This window comes from Oceanobacillus sp. CFH 90083 (assembly GCF_009389585.1).
Lineage (GTDB): Bacteria > Bacillota > Bacilli > Bacillales > Amphibacillaceae > Oceanobacillus.
This window is the reverse complement of the sequence record NZ_VIYG01000005.1, coordinates 189,859-205,159: the sequence shown is the minus strand read 5'-3', so window position 1 is coordinate 205,159 and position 15,301 is coordinate 189,859. Positions and strand designations below refer to the sequence as shown.

16 protein-coding genes are annotated in these 15,301 nt (G+C 39.5%); all 16 read left to right on the top strand.

The genetic code is table 11. The features are described from left to right. Positions 1-418 precede the first annotated feature (418 nt). The 16 genes from rimP (at position 419) to dpaB (ending at position 15,265) form a co-directional block, all read left to right on the top strand. A complete protein-coding gene (rimP, locus tag FLK20_RS09705) occupies positions 419-889 on the top strand; it encodes a ribosome maturation factor RimP (protein WP_152656362.1) in 471 nt (156 codons plus the stop codon). A gap of 53 nt (positions 890-942) precedes the next feature. Continuing rightward, the gene (nusA, locus tag FLK20_RS09700; RefSeq protein WP_152656361.1) at positions 943-2,046 is read left to right on the top strand and encodes a transcription termination factor NusA; all 1,104 of its coding nucleotides are present in this window, start codon (positions 943-945) and stop codon (positions 2,044-2,046) included. Between the two features lie 13 nt (positions 2,047-2,059). Then, complete coding sequence (gene rnpM, locus FLK20_RS09695; protein ID WP_152656360.1) at positions 2,060-2,329, top strand: RNase P modulator RnpM; 270 nt, start codon at positions 2,060-2,062, stop codon at positions 2,327-2,329. A gap of 1 nt (position 2,330) precedes the next feature. Then, a complete protein-coding gene (locus tag FLK20_RS09690) occupies positions 2,331-2,639 on the top strand; it encodes a YlxQ family RNA-binding protein (RefSeq protein WP_152656359.1) in 309 nt (102 codons plus the stop codon). Between the two features lie 337 nt (positions 2,640-2,976). Further along, a complete protein-coding gene (gene infB / locus FLK20_RS09685; RefSeq protein WP_152656358.1) occupies positions 2,977-5,076 on the top strand; it encodes a translation initiation factor IF-2 in 2,100 nt (699 codons plus the stop codon). Continuing rightward, positions 5,073-5,351 (top strand): DUF503 domain-containing protein, encoded by a 279-nt coding sequence (locus FLK20_RS09680; protein WP_152656357.1) that lies wholly within the window; start codon positions 5,073-5,075, stop codon positions 5,349-5,351. The genes infB and FLK20_RS09680 overlap by 4 nt, the downstream gene beginning before the upstream one ends. Positions 5,352-5,401: 50 nt before the next feature. After that, entirely contained in the window at positions 5,402-5,743 is a 342-nt protein-coding gene (gene rbfA / locus FLK20_RS09675) for a 30S ribosome-binding factor RbfA (protein WP_152656356.1), read from the top strand. Between the two features lie 179 nt (positions 5,744-5,922). Further along, on the top strand, positions 5,923-6,810 hold the full coding sequence (gene truB / locus FLK20_RS09670; protein WP_152656519.1) for a tRNA pseudouridine(55) synthase TruB: 888 nt from the start codon (positions 5,923-5,925) through the stop codon (positions 6,808-6,810). A gap of 25 nt (positions 6,811-6,835) precedes the next feature. Then, positions 6,836-7,777 carry a bifunctional riboflavin kinase/FAD synthetase gene (locus FLK20_RS09665; protein ID WP_152656355.1) on the top strand — a complete coding sequence of 314 codons (942 nt, stop codon included), beginning with the start codon at positions 6,836-6,838 and terminating at the stop codon, positions 7,775-7,777. Between the two features lie 126 nt (positions 7,778-7,903). After that, positions 7,904-8,173 carry a 30S ribosomal protein S15 gene (gene rpsO / locus FLK20_RS09660; protein WP_040980194.1) on the top strand — a complete coding sequence of 90 codons (270 nt, stop codon included), beginning with the start codon at positions 7,904-7,906 and terminating at the stop codon, positions 8,171-8,173. Positions 8,174-8,409: 236 nt separating this feature from the next. Beyond that, complete coding sequence (gene pnp / locus FLK20_RS09655) at positions 8,410-10,524, top strand: polyribonucleotide nucleotidyltransferase (protein ID WP_152656354.1); 2,115 nt, start codon at positions 8,410-8,412, stop codon at positions 10,522-10,524. A gap of 248 nt (positions 10,525-10,772) precedes the next feature. Beyond that, positions 10,773-11,726 (top strand): polysaccharide deacetylase family protein, encoded by a 954-nt coding sequence (locus FLK20_RS09650; RefSeq protein ID WP_152656353.1) that lies wholly within the window; start codon positions 10,773-10,775, stop codon positions 11,724-11,726. A 25-nt stretch (positions 11,727-11,751) separates the two neighbouring features. Continuing rightward, complete coding sequence (locus FLK20_RS09645) at positions 11,752-12,981, top strand: M16 family metallopeptidase (RefSeq protein ID WP_152656352.1); 1,230 nt, start codon at positions 11,752-11,754, stop codon at positions 12,979-12,981. Between the two features lie 299 nt (positions 12,982-13,280). Further along, complete coding sequence (locus FLK20_RS09640; protein WP_152656351.1) at positions 13,281-13,532, top strand: YlmC/YmxH family sporulation protein; 252 nt, start codon at positions 13,281-13,283, stop codon at positions 13,530-13,532. A 246-nt stretch (positions 13,533-13,778) separates the two neighbouring features. Continuing rightward, positions 13,779-14,663 carry a dipicolinic acid synthetase subunit A gene (dpaA, locus tag FLK20_RS09635; protein WP_152656350.1) on the top strand — a complete coding sequence of 295 codons (885 nt, stop codon included), beginning with the start codon at positions 13,779-13,781 and terminating at the stop codon, positions 14,661-14,663. Beyond that, the gene (dpaB, locus tag FLK20_RS09630; RefSeq protein WP_152656349.1) at positions 14,660-15,265 is read left to right on the top strand and encodes a dipicolinate synthase subunit B; all 606 of its coding nucleotides are present in this window, start codon (positions 14,660-14,662) and stop codon (positions 15,263-15,265) included. The genes dpaA and dpaB overlap by 4 nt, the downstream gene beginning before the upstream one ends. The last annotated feature ends 36 nt before the right edge of the window (positions 15,266-15,301 follow it).

Genomic DNA, 15,301 nt, shown 5'->3' with positions numbered 1-15,301 from the left:
GATTTGATGGTTTGCAAAGGGGTATAGAATATGCTATACTGTTTTTGGTAAGAATGTTCGATAGGTACGAATGTAAAGAGTGGGTGCACACCCACTCTTTATTCATACCCGCCTAAAGAAAACTTGGCGGTCCAAGTCTAACAGTACTGGATTGCTTTAGCTGGGGCTGGGACTGCGATTGAAAAGCATTGTGATTACTCACGCCACAAAACTGCTGGGGTTGCAATTACTCACCCCATAAAACCGCTGCACTTATACTATAGACCTTAAGATTTTAGCTGTGTTAAAGTTGCTTCTCCGTTAAAATTTTATCCTTCTCTATAGTATAAACAAGACTCTCTGCTTCCCCTCGCCATATTTTAGGCAGGGGTTTTATATTGAGTGAAGGCGTAAGGACATGGTTAAAGGAGGTTTACACTTGAGTTCCAAGGTAATTGAGATAACAACCGAATTAGTTCATCCAATTTTAGAAGAGAAAAATTTAGAATTAGTTGATGTGGAGTATGTAAAAGAGGGGAAAAACTGGTTTCTGCGTGTCTATATTGATAAAGATGGCGGTATTGACATTGTAGAATGTGGTGAAGTTTCTGAACGGTTAAGTGAAAAACTGGACGAAGCTGATCCGATTAAAGAAGCCTATTTCCTGGAAGTATCCTCTCCGGGAGTTGAAAAGCCGTTAAAAACGCTGGAAGACTTGCAAAAAAATATTGGAAAGAATGTTTTTGTAAAGTTATATGAAAAAATTGACGGTGAAAAAACATACGAGGGTATTTTACAAAATGTGGAGAACGATAGTCTTTTGATCGAATACAAAGTTAAAACGAGAAAGCAAATCGTAGAAATACCTTATGAGAAGGTAGCAAAAGCCAGACTCGCAGTCATGTTTTAATGAAAAGAGGAAGTATTAAAAGTAAACATCATTTAAAAGGGGGAAAAGAAAAAGTGAGCACGCAGTTGTTTGATGCGATTGATCATTTAGCAAAAGAAAAAGGGATAGATAAGGATATTTTGATGGAGGCTTTGGAAGCAGCGCTTATTTCTGCTTATAAAAAGAATTTTAAATCTGCATCGAATGTTCGGGTAGAGTTAAATGAGACCACTGGAAAGATGGCTGTTTATGCAAGAAAAACAATTGTCGAAAATGTAGAAGACGCACAGCTTGAAATATCTCTTGATGAAGCGAAAAGTATTAATCCAAATTATGAAGCAGATGATATTATTGAAGTAGAAGTAACTCCGAAAGATTTTGGACGTATTGCTGCACAGGCTGCTAAGCAAGTAGTTACGCAGCGGGTGCGCGAGGCAGAGCGCGGTGTTATCTTCTCTGAATATATTGATCGAGAAGACGATGTCATGACAGGCATTATTCAGCGTAAGGATTCACGCTTCATTTATGTGAACTTAGGGAAAATTGAAGCCAAGCTGGCAGAAGCAGAGCAGATGCCAACAGAGGAATACCATATTCATGATCGATTGAAGGTTTATGTGACAAAGGTTGAGAATACAAGTAAGGGACCGCAAATCTATATTTCCCGCTCCCATCCAGGCTTGTTAAAACGACTATTTGAAATGGAAGTTCCAGAAATCTATGATGGTATTGTTGAAATTAAATCTGTTTCCCGTGAAGCCGGGGACCGCTCTAAAATTTCTGTTTATGCTCCAGACCCGGAAATTGATCCGGTAGGTTCCTGTGTAGGACAAAAAGGACAGCGTGTTCAAGCAATTGTAACAGAATTAAAAGGGGAAAAAATTGATATTGTAGAATGGTCTGAGGATCCAGTCGTTTACGTATCGAATGCATTAAGTCCTTCTAAAGTATTGAAAGTATTTGTTGATGAAGAAGAAAAGGCAACAACAGTAGTTGTGCCGGATTACCAGCTGTCACTTGCCATTGGGAAAAGAGGACAGAATGCGCGTCTGGCTGCGAAGCTTACAGGCTGGAAAATCGATATTAAAAGTGAATCGGATGCACGTGCAGAGGGTTTGCTGGGTGATGTAGAATTAGAAGAAGCTTATTCTGACAACAGTGAAGACTTGTTTGAATAAGGAGGTATTTCACTTGGTTAAGAAGAAAAAAGTACCAGAAAGAAAATGTGTTATTACAAATGAAATGAAACCTAAAAAAGACTTAATCCGCATTGTCAGGAATAAGGAAGGGGAAGTATTCGTAGATGAAACAGGCAAGAAAAATGGTCGCGGAGCTTACCTTTCCAAGAGTAAGTCTGTCATCGAACAGGCTCGGAAAACAGGTGCGCTTAACAAAACATTGAACGCAGAAGTAAGTCCAACAATCTACGATGAGTTAGAAGCTTTAGTAGAGGGAGAATGACATGAATCCTAACTATTTAAACATCATTGGTCTCGCTGTCAGAGCTGGAAAATGCTCAACAGGAGAAGATACAATTATAAAGGATATTCGTAAAGGTCGTGCAAAGCTTGTTTTATTGGCTGAAGATATTGGGCCGCAAACCAAAAAGAAACTTTCAGATAAATGTAGCTCGTACAATATTCCATACCGATTTGTCGATAATCGAGATATTATCTCGCAAGCAATTGGGAAAGAACAGCGTGTAGCTATAGCAATATTAGATGCAGGCTTTGCAAAAAAACTCCTTTCTTTATTAACGAAGAAAGTATAACCTTTTTCGTGAGTTAACTCCCAGGCTATGGATATAGCTGTCTAGCTCTGAGCGCCAAAAACTAGTGAGCTAACACGTGAGCGCCCTACGATAAAGAAGACTTGCTGACTGGCAAGCCGACAGGCGCAGACAGAAGCGTAGTCGCACTTATGCCTGTGGTGAAAGTCAATATCAGCTCTAAGGAAGGCCGACTAAACCCAGGCTGAAGCCTAACGTCGGCATACCCCTAAAGGGGCATGTTTCCTTTATCTCAGTTGCGCCGCAAGGGTCTCTACGTTTTTTAGCGGGCGCTCTTTAGCTTTTAGTTCGTTGGATAATTTAATCCGGGGGTGAACGTATGAGCAAAATACGTGTATATGAATATGCAAAGAAAAATAATGTAGCGAGTAAGGAAGTTATTCAATTTTTAAAAGACAAGAATGTGGAAGTTTCCAATCATATGTCTATGATTTCTGAGAAAGAGATCCAGCAATTGGATGAAAAATTTAACCCGCAGACAAAACAAGATAAAAACAACAACAATCCAGTGAATAAGAATAAGCAGCAGAAAAATAAAAAAGCATCGAATCAATCGAATGCAAATCAACATGCAAAGAAAGATAATCCTAAGAATAAAAACCAAAAATCCTCTAAAAAAGGTAAACAACATCAATCACAAAAGGGGCAGTCATTAGTGAAAGAGACTCCAAGTAAAATTACGTACCATGGTACATTAACTGTACAGGATTTAGCAGAAAAACTTCATAAGGAACCGGCGGAAATCATCAAAAAATTAATGTTTATGGGTGTTATGGCAACAAAAAACCAGGACCTGGAGGATGATGCTGTCGAATTAATCTGTGAGGAATATAATGTCGAGGTTGAAAAAGAAATTATTTTAGAAGATACAGATCTTGATAAATATATTGAAGAAGACGACAGCGACAAATTACAGGAGCGTCCTGCTGTTGTTACGATTATGGGACACGTTGACCATGGGAAAACAACCTTATTAGATGCGATTCGTCATACCAAGGTTACAGCAGGAGAGGCCGGCGGTATTACACAGCATATCGGTGCATATCAGGTGGAAAACAATGGAAAGAAAATTACGTTCTTAGATACACCGGGCCACGCAGCATTTACCAGCATGCGGTCCCGTGGTGCACAAGTAACGGATATTGCTATTTTAGTTGTTGCTGCTGATGATGGTGTTATGCCGCAAACGGTAGAAGCAATTAACCACGCAAAGGCTGCAGAAGTACCAATTATTGTAGCAGTTAATAAAATGGATAAAGAAGGTGCAAATCCAGACCGCGTGATGCAGGAATTAACGGAGCATGAATTAATTCCTGAGGATTGGGGCGGAAGTACAATCTTTGTAAACCTTTCTGCGATTAAGGGAGAAGGTATCGATGACCTTCTGGAAATGATTTTATTAGTTGCAGAAGTGGAAGAATTAAAAGCAAACCCGGAGGCGAGAGCTTTCGGTACAGTGATTGACGCACAATTGGATAAAGGCAGAGGCTCTGTGGCAACACTGCTTGTACAGAATGGAACCCTGCGCGTCGGAGATCCGCTTGTTGTTGGAAGCACATACGGAAAAGTACGTGCAATGGTAAATGATATCGGGCAGCGTGTAACAGAGGTTGGTCCATCAGCTCCAGTAGAAATTACGGGATTACAGGATGTTCCTCAAGCGGGAGACCAGTTCCTTGCATTTTCTGATGAGAAAAAAGCCCGTCAAATTGGTTCAGCACGTCAACAAAAGCAGATTGTTGAGAATCGCAGCGGACAATCAACAGTCAGCTTAGATGATTTATTTGAACAAATTAAGCAAGGCGAAATGAAAGAGTTAAATATTATTGTTAAAGCGGATGTACAAGGATCCGTGGAAGCATTAGCCGCTTCTTTACGTAAGATAGAAGTAGAAGGTGTTAATGTAAAAATCATTCATACTGGTGTTGGAGCGATTACAGAATCTGATATCATCCTCGCATCTGCATCGAATGCGATTGTGATTGGCTTCAATGTTCGTCCGGATACGAATGCGAAAAGAGCTGCAGAATCTGAAAAAATTGATATGCGTCTTCATCGTGTTATTTACAGCGCTATTGAAGAAATAGAAGCAGCAATGAAAGGTCTTCTTGATCCGGAATATGAAGAAAAAGTTATCGGTCAAGCGGAAGTCCGTGAAACATTTAAAGTGACCCGCATTGGCACTATTGCCGGAAGCTATGTAACAGATGGTAAAATTACCAGAGATTCCAGTGTTCGCCTGATTCGTGATGGTGTAGTTCTCTATGAAGGTGAGCTGCTCGCCCTGAAACGCTTTAAAGATGATGTAAAAGAAGTACAGCAAAATTATGAATGTGGTATCACATTAACAAACTTCAATGATATTAAAGAAGGCGACATTATTGAAGCCTATGTCATGGAAGAAATTGAACGAAAATGATTCTCTATGCAGAAGTAGAATGTATGTTGTATGAAGGAAACTCATTAAAGGCCAAACGCTCCGTTTTGAAACGGGTTATTCATAGGCTGCGCCAGTCTTTTAATGTTTCTGTCACAGAGCTCGGATTTCATGATATGTGGCAACGGACCAAATTGGGGATTGTTATCATTTCCACCGATTATGTGCATGCTGAAAAAGTGATACAACAAGCATTAAATACAATTGATTCTTTTTCTGAATTAGAGAGAACAATAACAAATATAGAACGATTATAAAAGGACATGTACTATAACGAAAATGCATAGAGCTATGTGAGGTGAGATAAATGTCTGAATTGAGAGCTCATCGGGTTGCAGAACAAATGAAAAAAGAGCTGGGTGATATTTTATCCAGAAAAATTAAAGATCCCCGTGTTGGTTTTGTAACGGTTACGGATGTTGAGGTAACCGGTGATTTGCAGCAGGCAAAAGTTTTTATTTCGGTATTAGGCGATGAGAAGAAAAAGCAGGAAACCTTATTAGGGCTTGCAAAAGCAAAAGGATTCATCCGTTCCGAAATTGGCAAGCGAATTCGTTTGCGCAAAACGCCTGAACTTACCTTCGAATTTGACGAAGCATTTGAGCAAGGTAACCGAATAGACTCTATTTTAAGAGATCTAAATAAGTAATTTTGAAAAACTGATCCTTCTGCTTCCAGGCAGGGATCAGTTTTTTATAAGAATAAGTATAAAAAGAGACTAAGGTTTTAAAGACTAAGTGCTTTTCTTAAGTCTATAACTACATAAAGAAAAGAATGCAAACAAGCTTATAAAAATGAATTCCATAGAAGAAAGGACGGTGTTTGACGATGAATGGTATCCTGCCGCTTTGGAAGCCAAAAGGAATGACTTCTTTTGATTGCGTGGCTAAATGCCGCCGCTATTTTAATACGAAAAAAGTAGGGCATACAGGGACGTTAGATCCGGAGGTTGAGGGAGTTTTGCCTATTTGTATTGGCAATGCCACGAAAATTGTTCCGTTTCTTACGGATACGAAAAAAGTCTATCTTGGTACGGTTGCATTAGGAGCATCCACGGAAACAGAAGATGCAACAGGAAATGTTATCGAGGAAAAAGAAGTTGCTCGTATGCCTGAAAAAGCAGAAATAGAAGCTGTTTTAGAAAAATTTCAAGGAATGATTACGCAAATTCCGCCCATGTATTCTGCTGTAAAAGTAAACGGAAAAAAGCTTTATGAATATGCAAGAGCAAATGAAGCAGTGGAGAGGCCAGTCAGGGAAGTTTTTATTCATGATATTCAGCTGCTGGGGATAGATGAAGAAAAAAAATCCTTTGATATCTATGTAGAATGTTCAAAGGGAACCTATATCAGAACATTATGTGTGGATATAGGAGAGAAATTAGGTTACCCGGCGCATATGCTTCAGTTGGAACGGATAAAAACCGGTAGTTTTTCCAAGAAAAATACGGTTACTTTTGCTATGATAGAAGAGGCGGCTGCAAAGAATGAACAGGAGCAGCTACTAAGTCCAATCTCGGAAGGGTTAAGTCATTTAGTGCAGCAAGAAGTAGATGAAGCATTAAAGACTCGGATAAAAAATGGTCAGAAATTAGCTATGACAGATGCCCCGCTGACAAATGATCCATTTGTATTTACCAATAAAGAAGAAGTGTTAGCTATCTACAGAAAGCATCCAGAAAAACCAGATCAAGTTAAACCATTGAGGGTATTCTAACGAAAGAAAGTGCAGGTGTAGCAGGGTGAAAACAATTGAATTATCCTATCCGCATACGTTACATAGGGAGGATTTACCGGAAACAGTCAGTGCTATCGGCTTTTTTGATGGTATTCATAAAGGGCATCAAAAAGTCATTCAGGAGGCAGTAGATAAAGCGAAGCAAGATAATATGGAAAGTGCTGTTATTACTTTTTTTCCACATCCATCGGTCGTGTTAAGAAAAGATGTGCAGCATGTTAAGTACATAACCATATCTTCTGAAAAAAAAGCAATACTGGAGAGCTTGCAAGTAGACCGTCTGTACATTATTCAGTTCAATCAGGAACTGTCGAAGCTTCATCCGCAAGAATTTATTGACCATTTTATTATTGGGCTGAATATTAAACATCTTGTAGCAGGCTTTGATTATTCTTTTGGCTATAAAGGACAGGGGAAAATGGCTGATATGCAGGATTATGCAAGAGATCTGTTTACCTGGGAAACGATTGGAAAAATTACGTTAGATGAAGAAAAGGTCAGCTCCACCCGAATTAGAGCAGCGTTGGCGTCAGGAAATATGGAACAGGCAGAGCAGCTGTTAGGAAGACCCTTTGCAACTAGCGGATTGGTCGTAAAAGGAGCACGTCGCGGACGTGAGCTCGGTTATCCAACTGCTAATCTGTCGATATCCAATGACGCTTTATTGCCCAAACAGGGGGTATATGCGACTCGCGTTCGTCACAAGGATAAAATATATGGCGGTATGGCGAATATCGGAACTAACCCGACATTTACAGAAGATATGGAAGATCTGTCTGTGGAAGTATATCTATTTGACTTTGACGGTAATTTATATGGTGAAGAATTAACGATAGAATGGCTGTCTTACACAAGAGAAGAAATTAAATTTGATTCGAAGGAAGCTTTGATTGAAAGAATGCAGCACGATGAGAAAGAAATTAGAGCTTATGTAGCAAATAGGTAAACTTATACTTGATTTTTCTCTTCAAAAACGCTATTCTTATATTTGTACAACCATCGCTTGGCATCACGTAACTCCGACGTATGCGAGGGGATTGGGGATAACAAATATTATTTTGGAGGTGCCATCATGGCAATTACACAAGAACGTAAAAACGAAATTATTAATGAGTACAAGGTTCACGACACAGATACTGGATCTCCAGAGGTTCAAATCGCTGTCCTGACTGCAGAAATCACTGCATTGAACGAACATTTACGTACACACAAAAAAGACCACCATTCACGCCGAGGTCTTTTGAAAATGGTAGGTAAACGCCGTAACCTATTAACTTATCTACGTAATAAAGATGTTACCCGTTATCGTGAATTAATCAAAAAACTTGGTTTACGTCGTTAATAGCGCAAAAAGCAGGAGCAATCCTGCTTTTTCTTTTATGTAAAAAAGTAGCCACCAATGGATGAGGTCTTTATTTTCTCCTTTAAAAAAGGTAGGAATTGATTCCTGACAGGCTATCGTTTATTCTATAAAAAGAGATTCTTTTGTAAATAATATAAATAGAAGAAAATTTGTACTAGATGAAGTGCTACATATATATTTAAATTGCTGTAGCCTTGAAAGGAGCAACAAAACTAATGGCAGATGAAAAAAAGCTATTCTCTACGGAGATTTCAGGAAAGAAATTTACTGTTGAAGTAGGGGAGCTGGCAAAACAAGCAAACGGTGCCTGCATGATTCATTATGGAGACACTTCTGTACTATCTGTAGCAACAGCTTCCAAAGAGCCGAAAGATTTACCATTCTTTCCATTAACAGTAAACTATGAAGAAAGATTATATGCGGTAGGGAAGATTCCAGGAGGATTTATTAAACGTGAAGGACGTCCGAGCGAGAAAGCAATCCTGTCTTCCCGGCTGATTGACCGCCCGATTCGTCCATTATTCCCTGATGGCTTTCGTAATGAGGTACAAGTAATCAGCACAGTAATGAGTGTGGATCAGGATTGTTCGTCAGAAATTGCTGCAATGATTGGTTCATCCATTGCTTTAGGTATTTCTGATATTCCTTTTGAACAGCCGATTGCAGGTGTTCATGTCGGTCGTGTGGATGGGGAGTTAATTATTAACCCTACGATTGAACAGGAAGCAAAGAGCGATATTGACTTAACCGTTGCCGGAACCAAAGATGCGATTAACATGGTAGAGGCTGGTGCGGATGAGGTGCCGGAAGATGTGATGCTTGAGGCAATTATGTTTGGACATGAAGAAATCAAGCGCCTAGTTGCCTTCCAGGAAGAAATTATCCAAGTGTTCGGTAAAGAAAAATTTGAGGTTGTTGTTTCCGAGATAGATGAAGCACTTGTACAGAAAGTGGAAGCTGAAGCAAAAGAAAAGCTTCTTGAAGCAATTCAAGTTGTTGAAAAACATGCACGTGAAGATGCAATTGATGCTGTGAAGCAGGAAATTGTTGAAAAATATGAGGATGAAGAGGCGGAAGAAGCTACAATTAAACAAGTTAAATCTGTATTGGACAAGCTTGTGAAAGAAGAAGTACGCCGTCTGATTACCAAAGAAAAAGTACGTCCAGATGGACGGAAAGTAGATGAAATTCGTCCCTTGTCTTCCCGTATTCATGTTCTTCCGCGTACGCATGGTTCCGGTTTATTTACACGTGGTCAAACACAGGCCTTAAGTGTATGTACATTAGGAGCATTAGGTGATGTACAGATTCTGGACGGACTTGATTTAGAAGAGACAAAACGCTTTATGCACCATTATAATTTCCCGCAATATAGTGTAGGGGAGACTGGACCAATCCGTGGACCGGGACGTCGTGAAATCGGGCATGGGGCACTGGGAGAACGTGCTCTTGAAAAAGTGGTGCCAAATGAAAAAGATTTCCCTTATACGATTCGGCTTGTATCAGAGGTTCTGGAATCAAATGGTTCTACCTCACAAGCAAGTATTTGTGCAAGTACCTTAGCTATGATGGATGCCGGTGTGCCAATTAAAGCACCAGTTGCTGGTATTGCTATGGGATTGGTTAAATCAGGAGATGACTATACGATTCTTTCTGATATCCAGGGCATGGAAGATGCGCTTGGTGACATGGACTTTAAAGTAGCCGGCACAGAAAAAGGTGTTACAGCATTGCAAATGGATATCAAAATTGATGGCTTATCCCGTGCGATTTTAGAGGAAGCACTGACTCAAGCCAAAAAAGGCCGTATGCACATCTTAGATTCTATGCTTGAGACAATTGGACAGCCTAAGGAAGAATTGTCTGAATATGCACCAAAAATCTTAACGATGACAATTAATCCAGATAAAATTCGTGATGTGATTGGACCAAGCGGAAAACAAATCAATCAAATTATTGATGAAACTGGTGTAAAAATTGATATTGAACAGGATGGTAATGTCTTTATCTCATCAACAGATAATAACATGAACCAAAAAGCGAAGAAAATCATTGAAGATCTTGTGCGTGAAGTAGAAGTTGGTCAGCTGTATCTCGGTACAGTAAAACGTATTGAAAAATTTGGCGCATTCGTGGAACTGTTCAAAGGAAAAGATGGACTGGTTCATATTTCCGAGCTTGCTGAGGAACGCACAAATAAAGTGGAAGATGCTGTTTCTATCGGTGATCAAATCATGGTGAAAGTAAAAGAAATTGACCGTCAAGGAAGAATCAACCTTTCCAGAAAAGCAGTTCTCCAGGATGAAAAGAAAGCAGATGCCAAATCATAATTAGAACCACTTTTCCATGTAAAGACGAAAATATATCTCTATAACAAAAAGAAACTGATTTTTATTCAGTTTCTTTTTTACACTTTAAGAGAGTGATTGCAGTCCCGGCCTCCAACGCAGGTGATCAATCCTGCGCTCTTTCCAAGTAAGTTTTCTTTATGAATAGAAGAGATGAGCAATGCAGTTCTTAAAATCATTCATACTTGTCCCTCTATCAACATAAAAATAAGGTGAGGGAGGGATTAAGGATGAAGCGGTATTTGAAATATGTACATGTTCTTGTGTTTCTTATTTTAATATTTACGGTCTTTGACATACAACATAATCCTTTTCAAACAGATTCTGTGGTAATGGAACCCTTAGACATAGAAGTAAGTAATACAAAAGATGAGCTTTACATGGAAATTGAGCAAAAAAAGGATGCCTACCAGGAAGAGGCGGAAAATGCTTTTATTGATAAGGTTTGGAAGAAGACGCCGGGACGGAACGGTTTAGAAGTAAATGTAGAGGAATCTTATCAGAAAATGAAAGAAGCAAATAAATGGGATGAACAGCTACTTGTTTTTGATGAAACTTCCCCGGACGTTTTACTGGAAGATCTAGAGCCCTCCCCCATTTTTCGAGGACATCCCAAAAAAGAAATGGTCTCTTTTTTAATTAATGTTTCCTGGGGAGAAGCATACATCCCGGAAATGCTGCAAATCTTAAAGGACAACCAAGTGAAAGCGACCTTTTTCATTGAAGGAAAATGGGCACAAAATAATGCAAGCCTTGTTAAAATGATTGAAGAGGAAGGACATTTAATCGGCAATCATGCCTATAATCATCCAGATATGGCGACTCTTGATAAGAGTAATGCCCGTGCGCAGATAGAAGAGACGAATCAAATTTTAAAAACAATCACAGGAGAGCAGCCAAAATGGTTTGCACCGCCGAGTGGAAGCTATAAGGACGAAACCGTAGAAACGGCAGCAGAGTTGGAGATGGAAACCATTTTATGGACGGTTGATACAATTGATTGGAAGAATCCGTCCGTTTCTGTTATGGTTAATCGCATAGAAAAAAATGTTCATCCAGGCGCAATGATTTTAATGCATCCGACCGAAGCAAGCACGAAGGGGCTGGAGCAAATGATTACGATTATCAAAGAAAAGGGTTATAAAATAGGAACAGTAGAATCGTTATTAAGTGAATCGCGTTAGGTTAAGAAGTATAGGAGGATATAAGTTGGTAGAAAAATATACAAGCAGTAATGGAGTACGAATTATATTAGAATCCATGCCGGCTGTTCGTTCTGTCACGATAGGTATATGGATTAAAACAGGGTCTAGAAATGAAACAAGCCATAATAATGGTATTTCACATTTCTTAGAGCATATGTTTTTTAAAGGAACGAAAACAAGAAGTGCACAGGATATTGCAGAGGCATTTGACTCTATCGGCGGGCAAATTAATGCTTTTACGTCAAAAGAATATACATGTTTTTATGCAAAGGTTTTAGATACACATAAGGAATTTGCCTTGGAAGTATTAGCAGATATGTTTTTTGAATCGACATTTGATGAAGATGAGATGGAAAGAGAAAAGAAGGTCGTCTATGAAGAAATAAAAATGTGTGAGGATACCCCTGATGATATTGTGCATGATTTACTGGCAGAAGCTGCATATGGCGAGCATCCATTAGGATATCCTATACTTGGTACGGAAAAACAGCTGGCGTCTTTTCATCAAAAGCAATTACAGCAGTATGTAGAAGATCATTATACGCCTGATCATGTTGTTGTTTCTGTGGCAGGTAATGTATCAAGTGAATTTATCCATAATATTGATGCCTATTTTGGATCTTTTACAAGGAATGCATCTGCTGAAGAAGCGATAATAAAGCCAGTTTTCCTGCAAGAAGCGATTTATCGGAGTAAAGATACAGAGCAGGCGCATCTTTGCCTTGGATATAAAGGATATGAGGTAGGGGACAAGCTGTTATATCCTTTATCTATTATGAATAATGTGCTCGGAGGCAGCATGAGCTCACGCTTATTCCAGGAAGTGCGGGAGAAAAAAGGACTTGCCTATTCTGTCTTTTCTTATCATGCAGCATTTATAGATGATGGATTGCTTACGATTTATGCTGGAACTGGCAAAGATCAGCTGGGACAATTGGAAGAAGTCATTTATTCTACGCTCCGGCATTTTGTGGAACAAGGCTTAACAGAAAAAGAATTGCGAAACAGCAAAGAGCAAATTAAAGGAAATCTGATGCTGGGATTAGAAAGCACCAACAGCCGGATGTCACGGAATGGCCGCAATGAATTATTATTGCAAAGGCACCGTTCCTTAGATGATTTGATTGTGGAGATTGATAGTATTACAAACCTGCAGGTAACAGAGGTTATTCAAAATGTATTAATGCAACAGCCGTCACAGGCATTAATCGCACCAGAGGACACCCGTAAATAGAGTAAAACTTCGTTGTTCAGTGAGGATTTTCACTCCCGCTGAACGCTATTTCTGTAAGTACATACACCTAAAGATATGACAAAAACGGCCTCTCTAGCCTTTGAACCAATTGGACCTTACTGGCTGTAAGATTCCCACTCAGAAAATTCAACCTTCCTCCACTCTGGAAGCGGAAGTCTTACAGCTGCACGGTGATAAAAGCATGTTTTCTTATTTTGGACATATAGTATATAAAGGAAACGTCATTATCCTGAGGCTGTGGCTGCCCTGCCATTAGAATACAGAAAAGGAGTTTTTCTATGGTACGCTTTCGTGATATGGGAGATAAGGAAATCATTAATGTGAACGAAGGAAAAAGGCTTGGTATGCTTGGTCAAACTGATCTGGAAATTAATCCGAAAACAGGGCAAATTGAGGCATTTATCATTCCGAGTTATAAATGGTTTGGTCTGGTCAAAGAGGGAGAAGAGACGAAGATTCATTGGAGATCCATCCGAAAAATTGGAACGGATATGATTATGATCGATACGAAGCTCCCTGAAGAAGGATAACAGAAAGTCAAGTGCATTTTCCGGGTTAAAAGGATGAAGCTTGTTTATTTTGTGAAAAAGGGTATCTGATAGAGATACCTTTTCTCCGGGGATAAACAGGCTTTTTTCTTTTCCAGGCATAGGTCTTCACCTTTCTTTAACAGGAAACTGTATTTTTATGGCTGAAGTGTTCACCACTGACTTAAAAATTCATAAGCTATATCGAATCATGAATACGTGAAAAGTTGTCTGGAGGTAATACGTAAAATGAGTCGACGGATTGCAGTAATAGGTGGAGATGCAAGATATTTAGAGTTAATAAAAATCTTAAAAAGTAATCAGGATAATGAAGTGATTCTTTGTGGATTTGATAAACTGGAGCAGGGATTTACAGGCTTAAATGAATTAGCGTTATTTGAATTGGATCAGAGCAGGCTGGATGTCGTTGTTTTGCCAATTACAGGAACGGATTCGAAAGGAAATGTGGAAACTGTTTTTACAGATAAGAAAATTAATTTAGATGAAGCATGGTTTCAGAAATTACCTGCAGGATGTACGGTGTTTACGGGAATAACAAATGCTTACTTAACAAGTATGGCAGAAAAAGCAGGTGTAGCGCTCGTGCCATTGCTTGATCGGGATGATGTTGCCATTTATAATTCCATTCCAACTGCTGAAGGAGCGATTATGATGGCTTTTGAGCATACGGATCAAACCGTTCATTCCTCGCAGGTGATGGTGGTAGGATTTGGAAGGGTAGGAAATACGGTAGCCAATAAATTTTCTGCACTTGGAGCAAAGGTATCCGTATGTGCAAGAAGTATTGGGGACTTGGCCCGGATAACAGAAATGGGCTTACATGCAGTGCCTTTACATGAACTAAGTAGTCATACAGAGAATTGCGATATTTTAATCAATACGATTCCAAGCCTGGTTGTAACCAAAGAAGCCATTCAAAATCTGCCGACGAATGCAGTGATTATTGACCTTGCATCAAAGCCGGGCGGGACCGATTTTGATTTTGCAAAAAAGCGCGGGATTCATGCGATATTGGCACGGAGCTTGCCGGGGATTGTAGCACCGAGGACAGCGGGGAAAATACTGGCGAATGTGATGGAACAAATTCTTGAGGAGGAGCGTGCATTAGAATGATATTCACTGATAAACGGATTGGTTTTGGTTTGACTGGCTCGCATCATACCTTCCCTCATATTTTTCCGATCATCGAGGAGTTAATCAATCAAGGGGCAGAAGTCATTCCGTTTATAACAGAAACCGTTCAATACACAGATACGAAGCATGGGAACGCCAAAGATAATGTAGAAAGGCTTAAAAAAATAACCAACCATTCGATAATTTCCACCATTCCTGATGCAGAGCCTTATGGCCCGGATCAACCGCTTGACATAATGATTATAGCACCGTTAACAGGGAATTCGATGAGCAAGCTGGCAAATGCGCATACAGATAATGCCGTCTTAATGGCTGCAAAGTCTACACTCCGCAATGAGCATCCGGTGCTACTGGCTTTAACGACCAATGATGCACTTGGATTAAACGCCAAGAACTTAGCTGTATTACTGAATGCAAAGCATATTTATTTTGTGCCATTCGGGCAGGATAATCCTTATCAGAAGCCCTCATCGCTCTCAGCAAATCTGAATGAATTAATTCCTGCAGCAGAGGCTGCATTAAATGGAAAACAAATTCAGCCGATTATTGTACCTTATTCCACGAAAAATATGTTAAAATGAAGTTTAGTTGACATTTAATTAAGTGGAGGGAGTTAT

Bases quoted from the DNA above. Each gene is read 5' to 3' on its own strand.
- FLK20_RS09690 (WP_152656359.1), top strand. From the start codon at position 2,331: ATGAATCCTAACTATTTAAACATCATTGGTCTCGCTGTCAGAGCTGGA.
- infB (WP_152656358.1), top strand. From the start codon at position 2,977: ATGAGCAAAATACGTGTATATGAATATGCAAAGAAAAATAATGTAGCG.
- FLK20_RS09680 (WP_152656357.1), top strand. From the start codon at position 5,073: ATGATTCTCTATGCAGAAGTAGAATGTATGTTGTATGAAGGAAACTCA.
- rbfA (WP_152656356.1), top strand. From the start codon at position 5,402: ATGTCTGAATTGAGAGCTCATCGGGTTGCAGAACAAATGAAAAAAGAG.
- truB (WP_152656519.1), top strand. From the start codon at position 5,923: ATGAATGGTATCCTGCCGCTTTGGAAGCCAAAAGGAATGACTTCTTTT.
- rpsO (WP_040980194.1), top strand. From the start codon at position 7,904: ATGGCAATTACACAAGAACGTAAAAACGAAATTATTAATGAGTACAAG.
- pnp (WP_152656354.1), top strand. From the start codon at position 8,410: ATGGCAGATGAAAAAAAGCTATTCTCTACGGAGATTTCAGGAAAGAAA.
- FLK20_RS09650 (WP_152656353.1), top strand. From the start codon at position 10,773: ATGAAGCGGTATTTGAAATATGTACATGTTCTTGTGTTTCTTATTTTA.
- FLK20_RS09640 (WP_152656351.1), top strand. From the start codon at position 13,281: ATGGTACGCTTTCGTGATATGGGAGATAAGGAAATCATTAATGTGAAC.
- dpaA (WP_152656350.1), top strand. From the start codon at position 13,779: ATGAGTCGACGGATTGCAGTAATAGGTGGAGATGCAAGATATTTAGAG.
- dpaB (WP_152656349.1), top strand. From the start codon at position 14,660: ATGATATTCACTGATAAACGGATTGGTTTTGGTTTGACTGGCTCGCAT.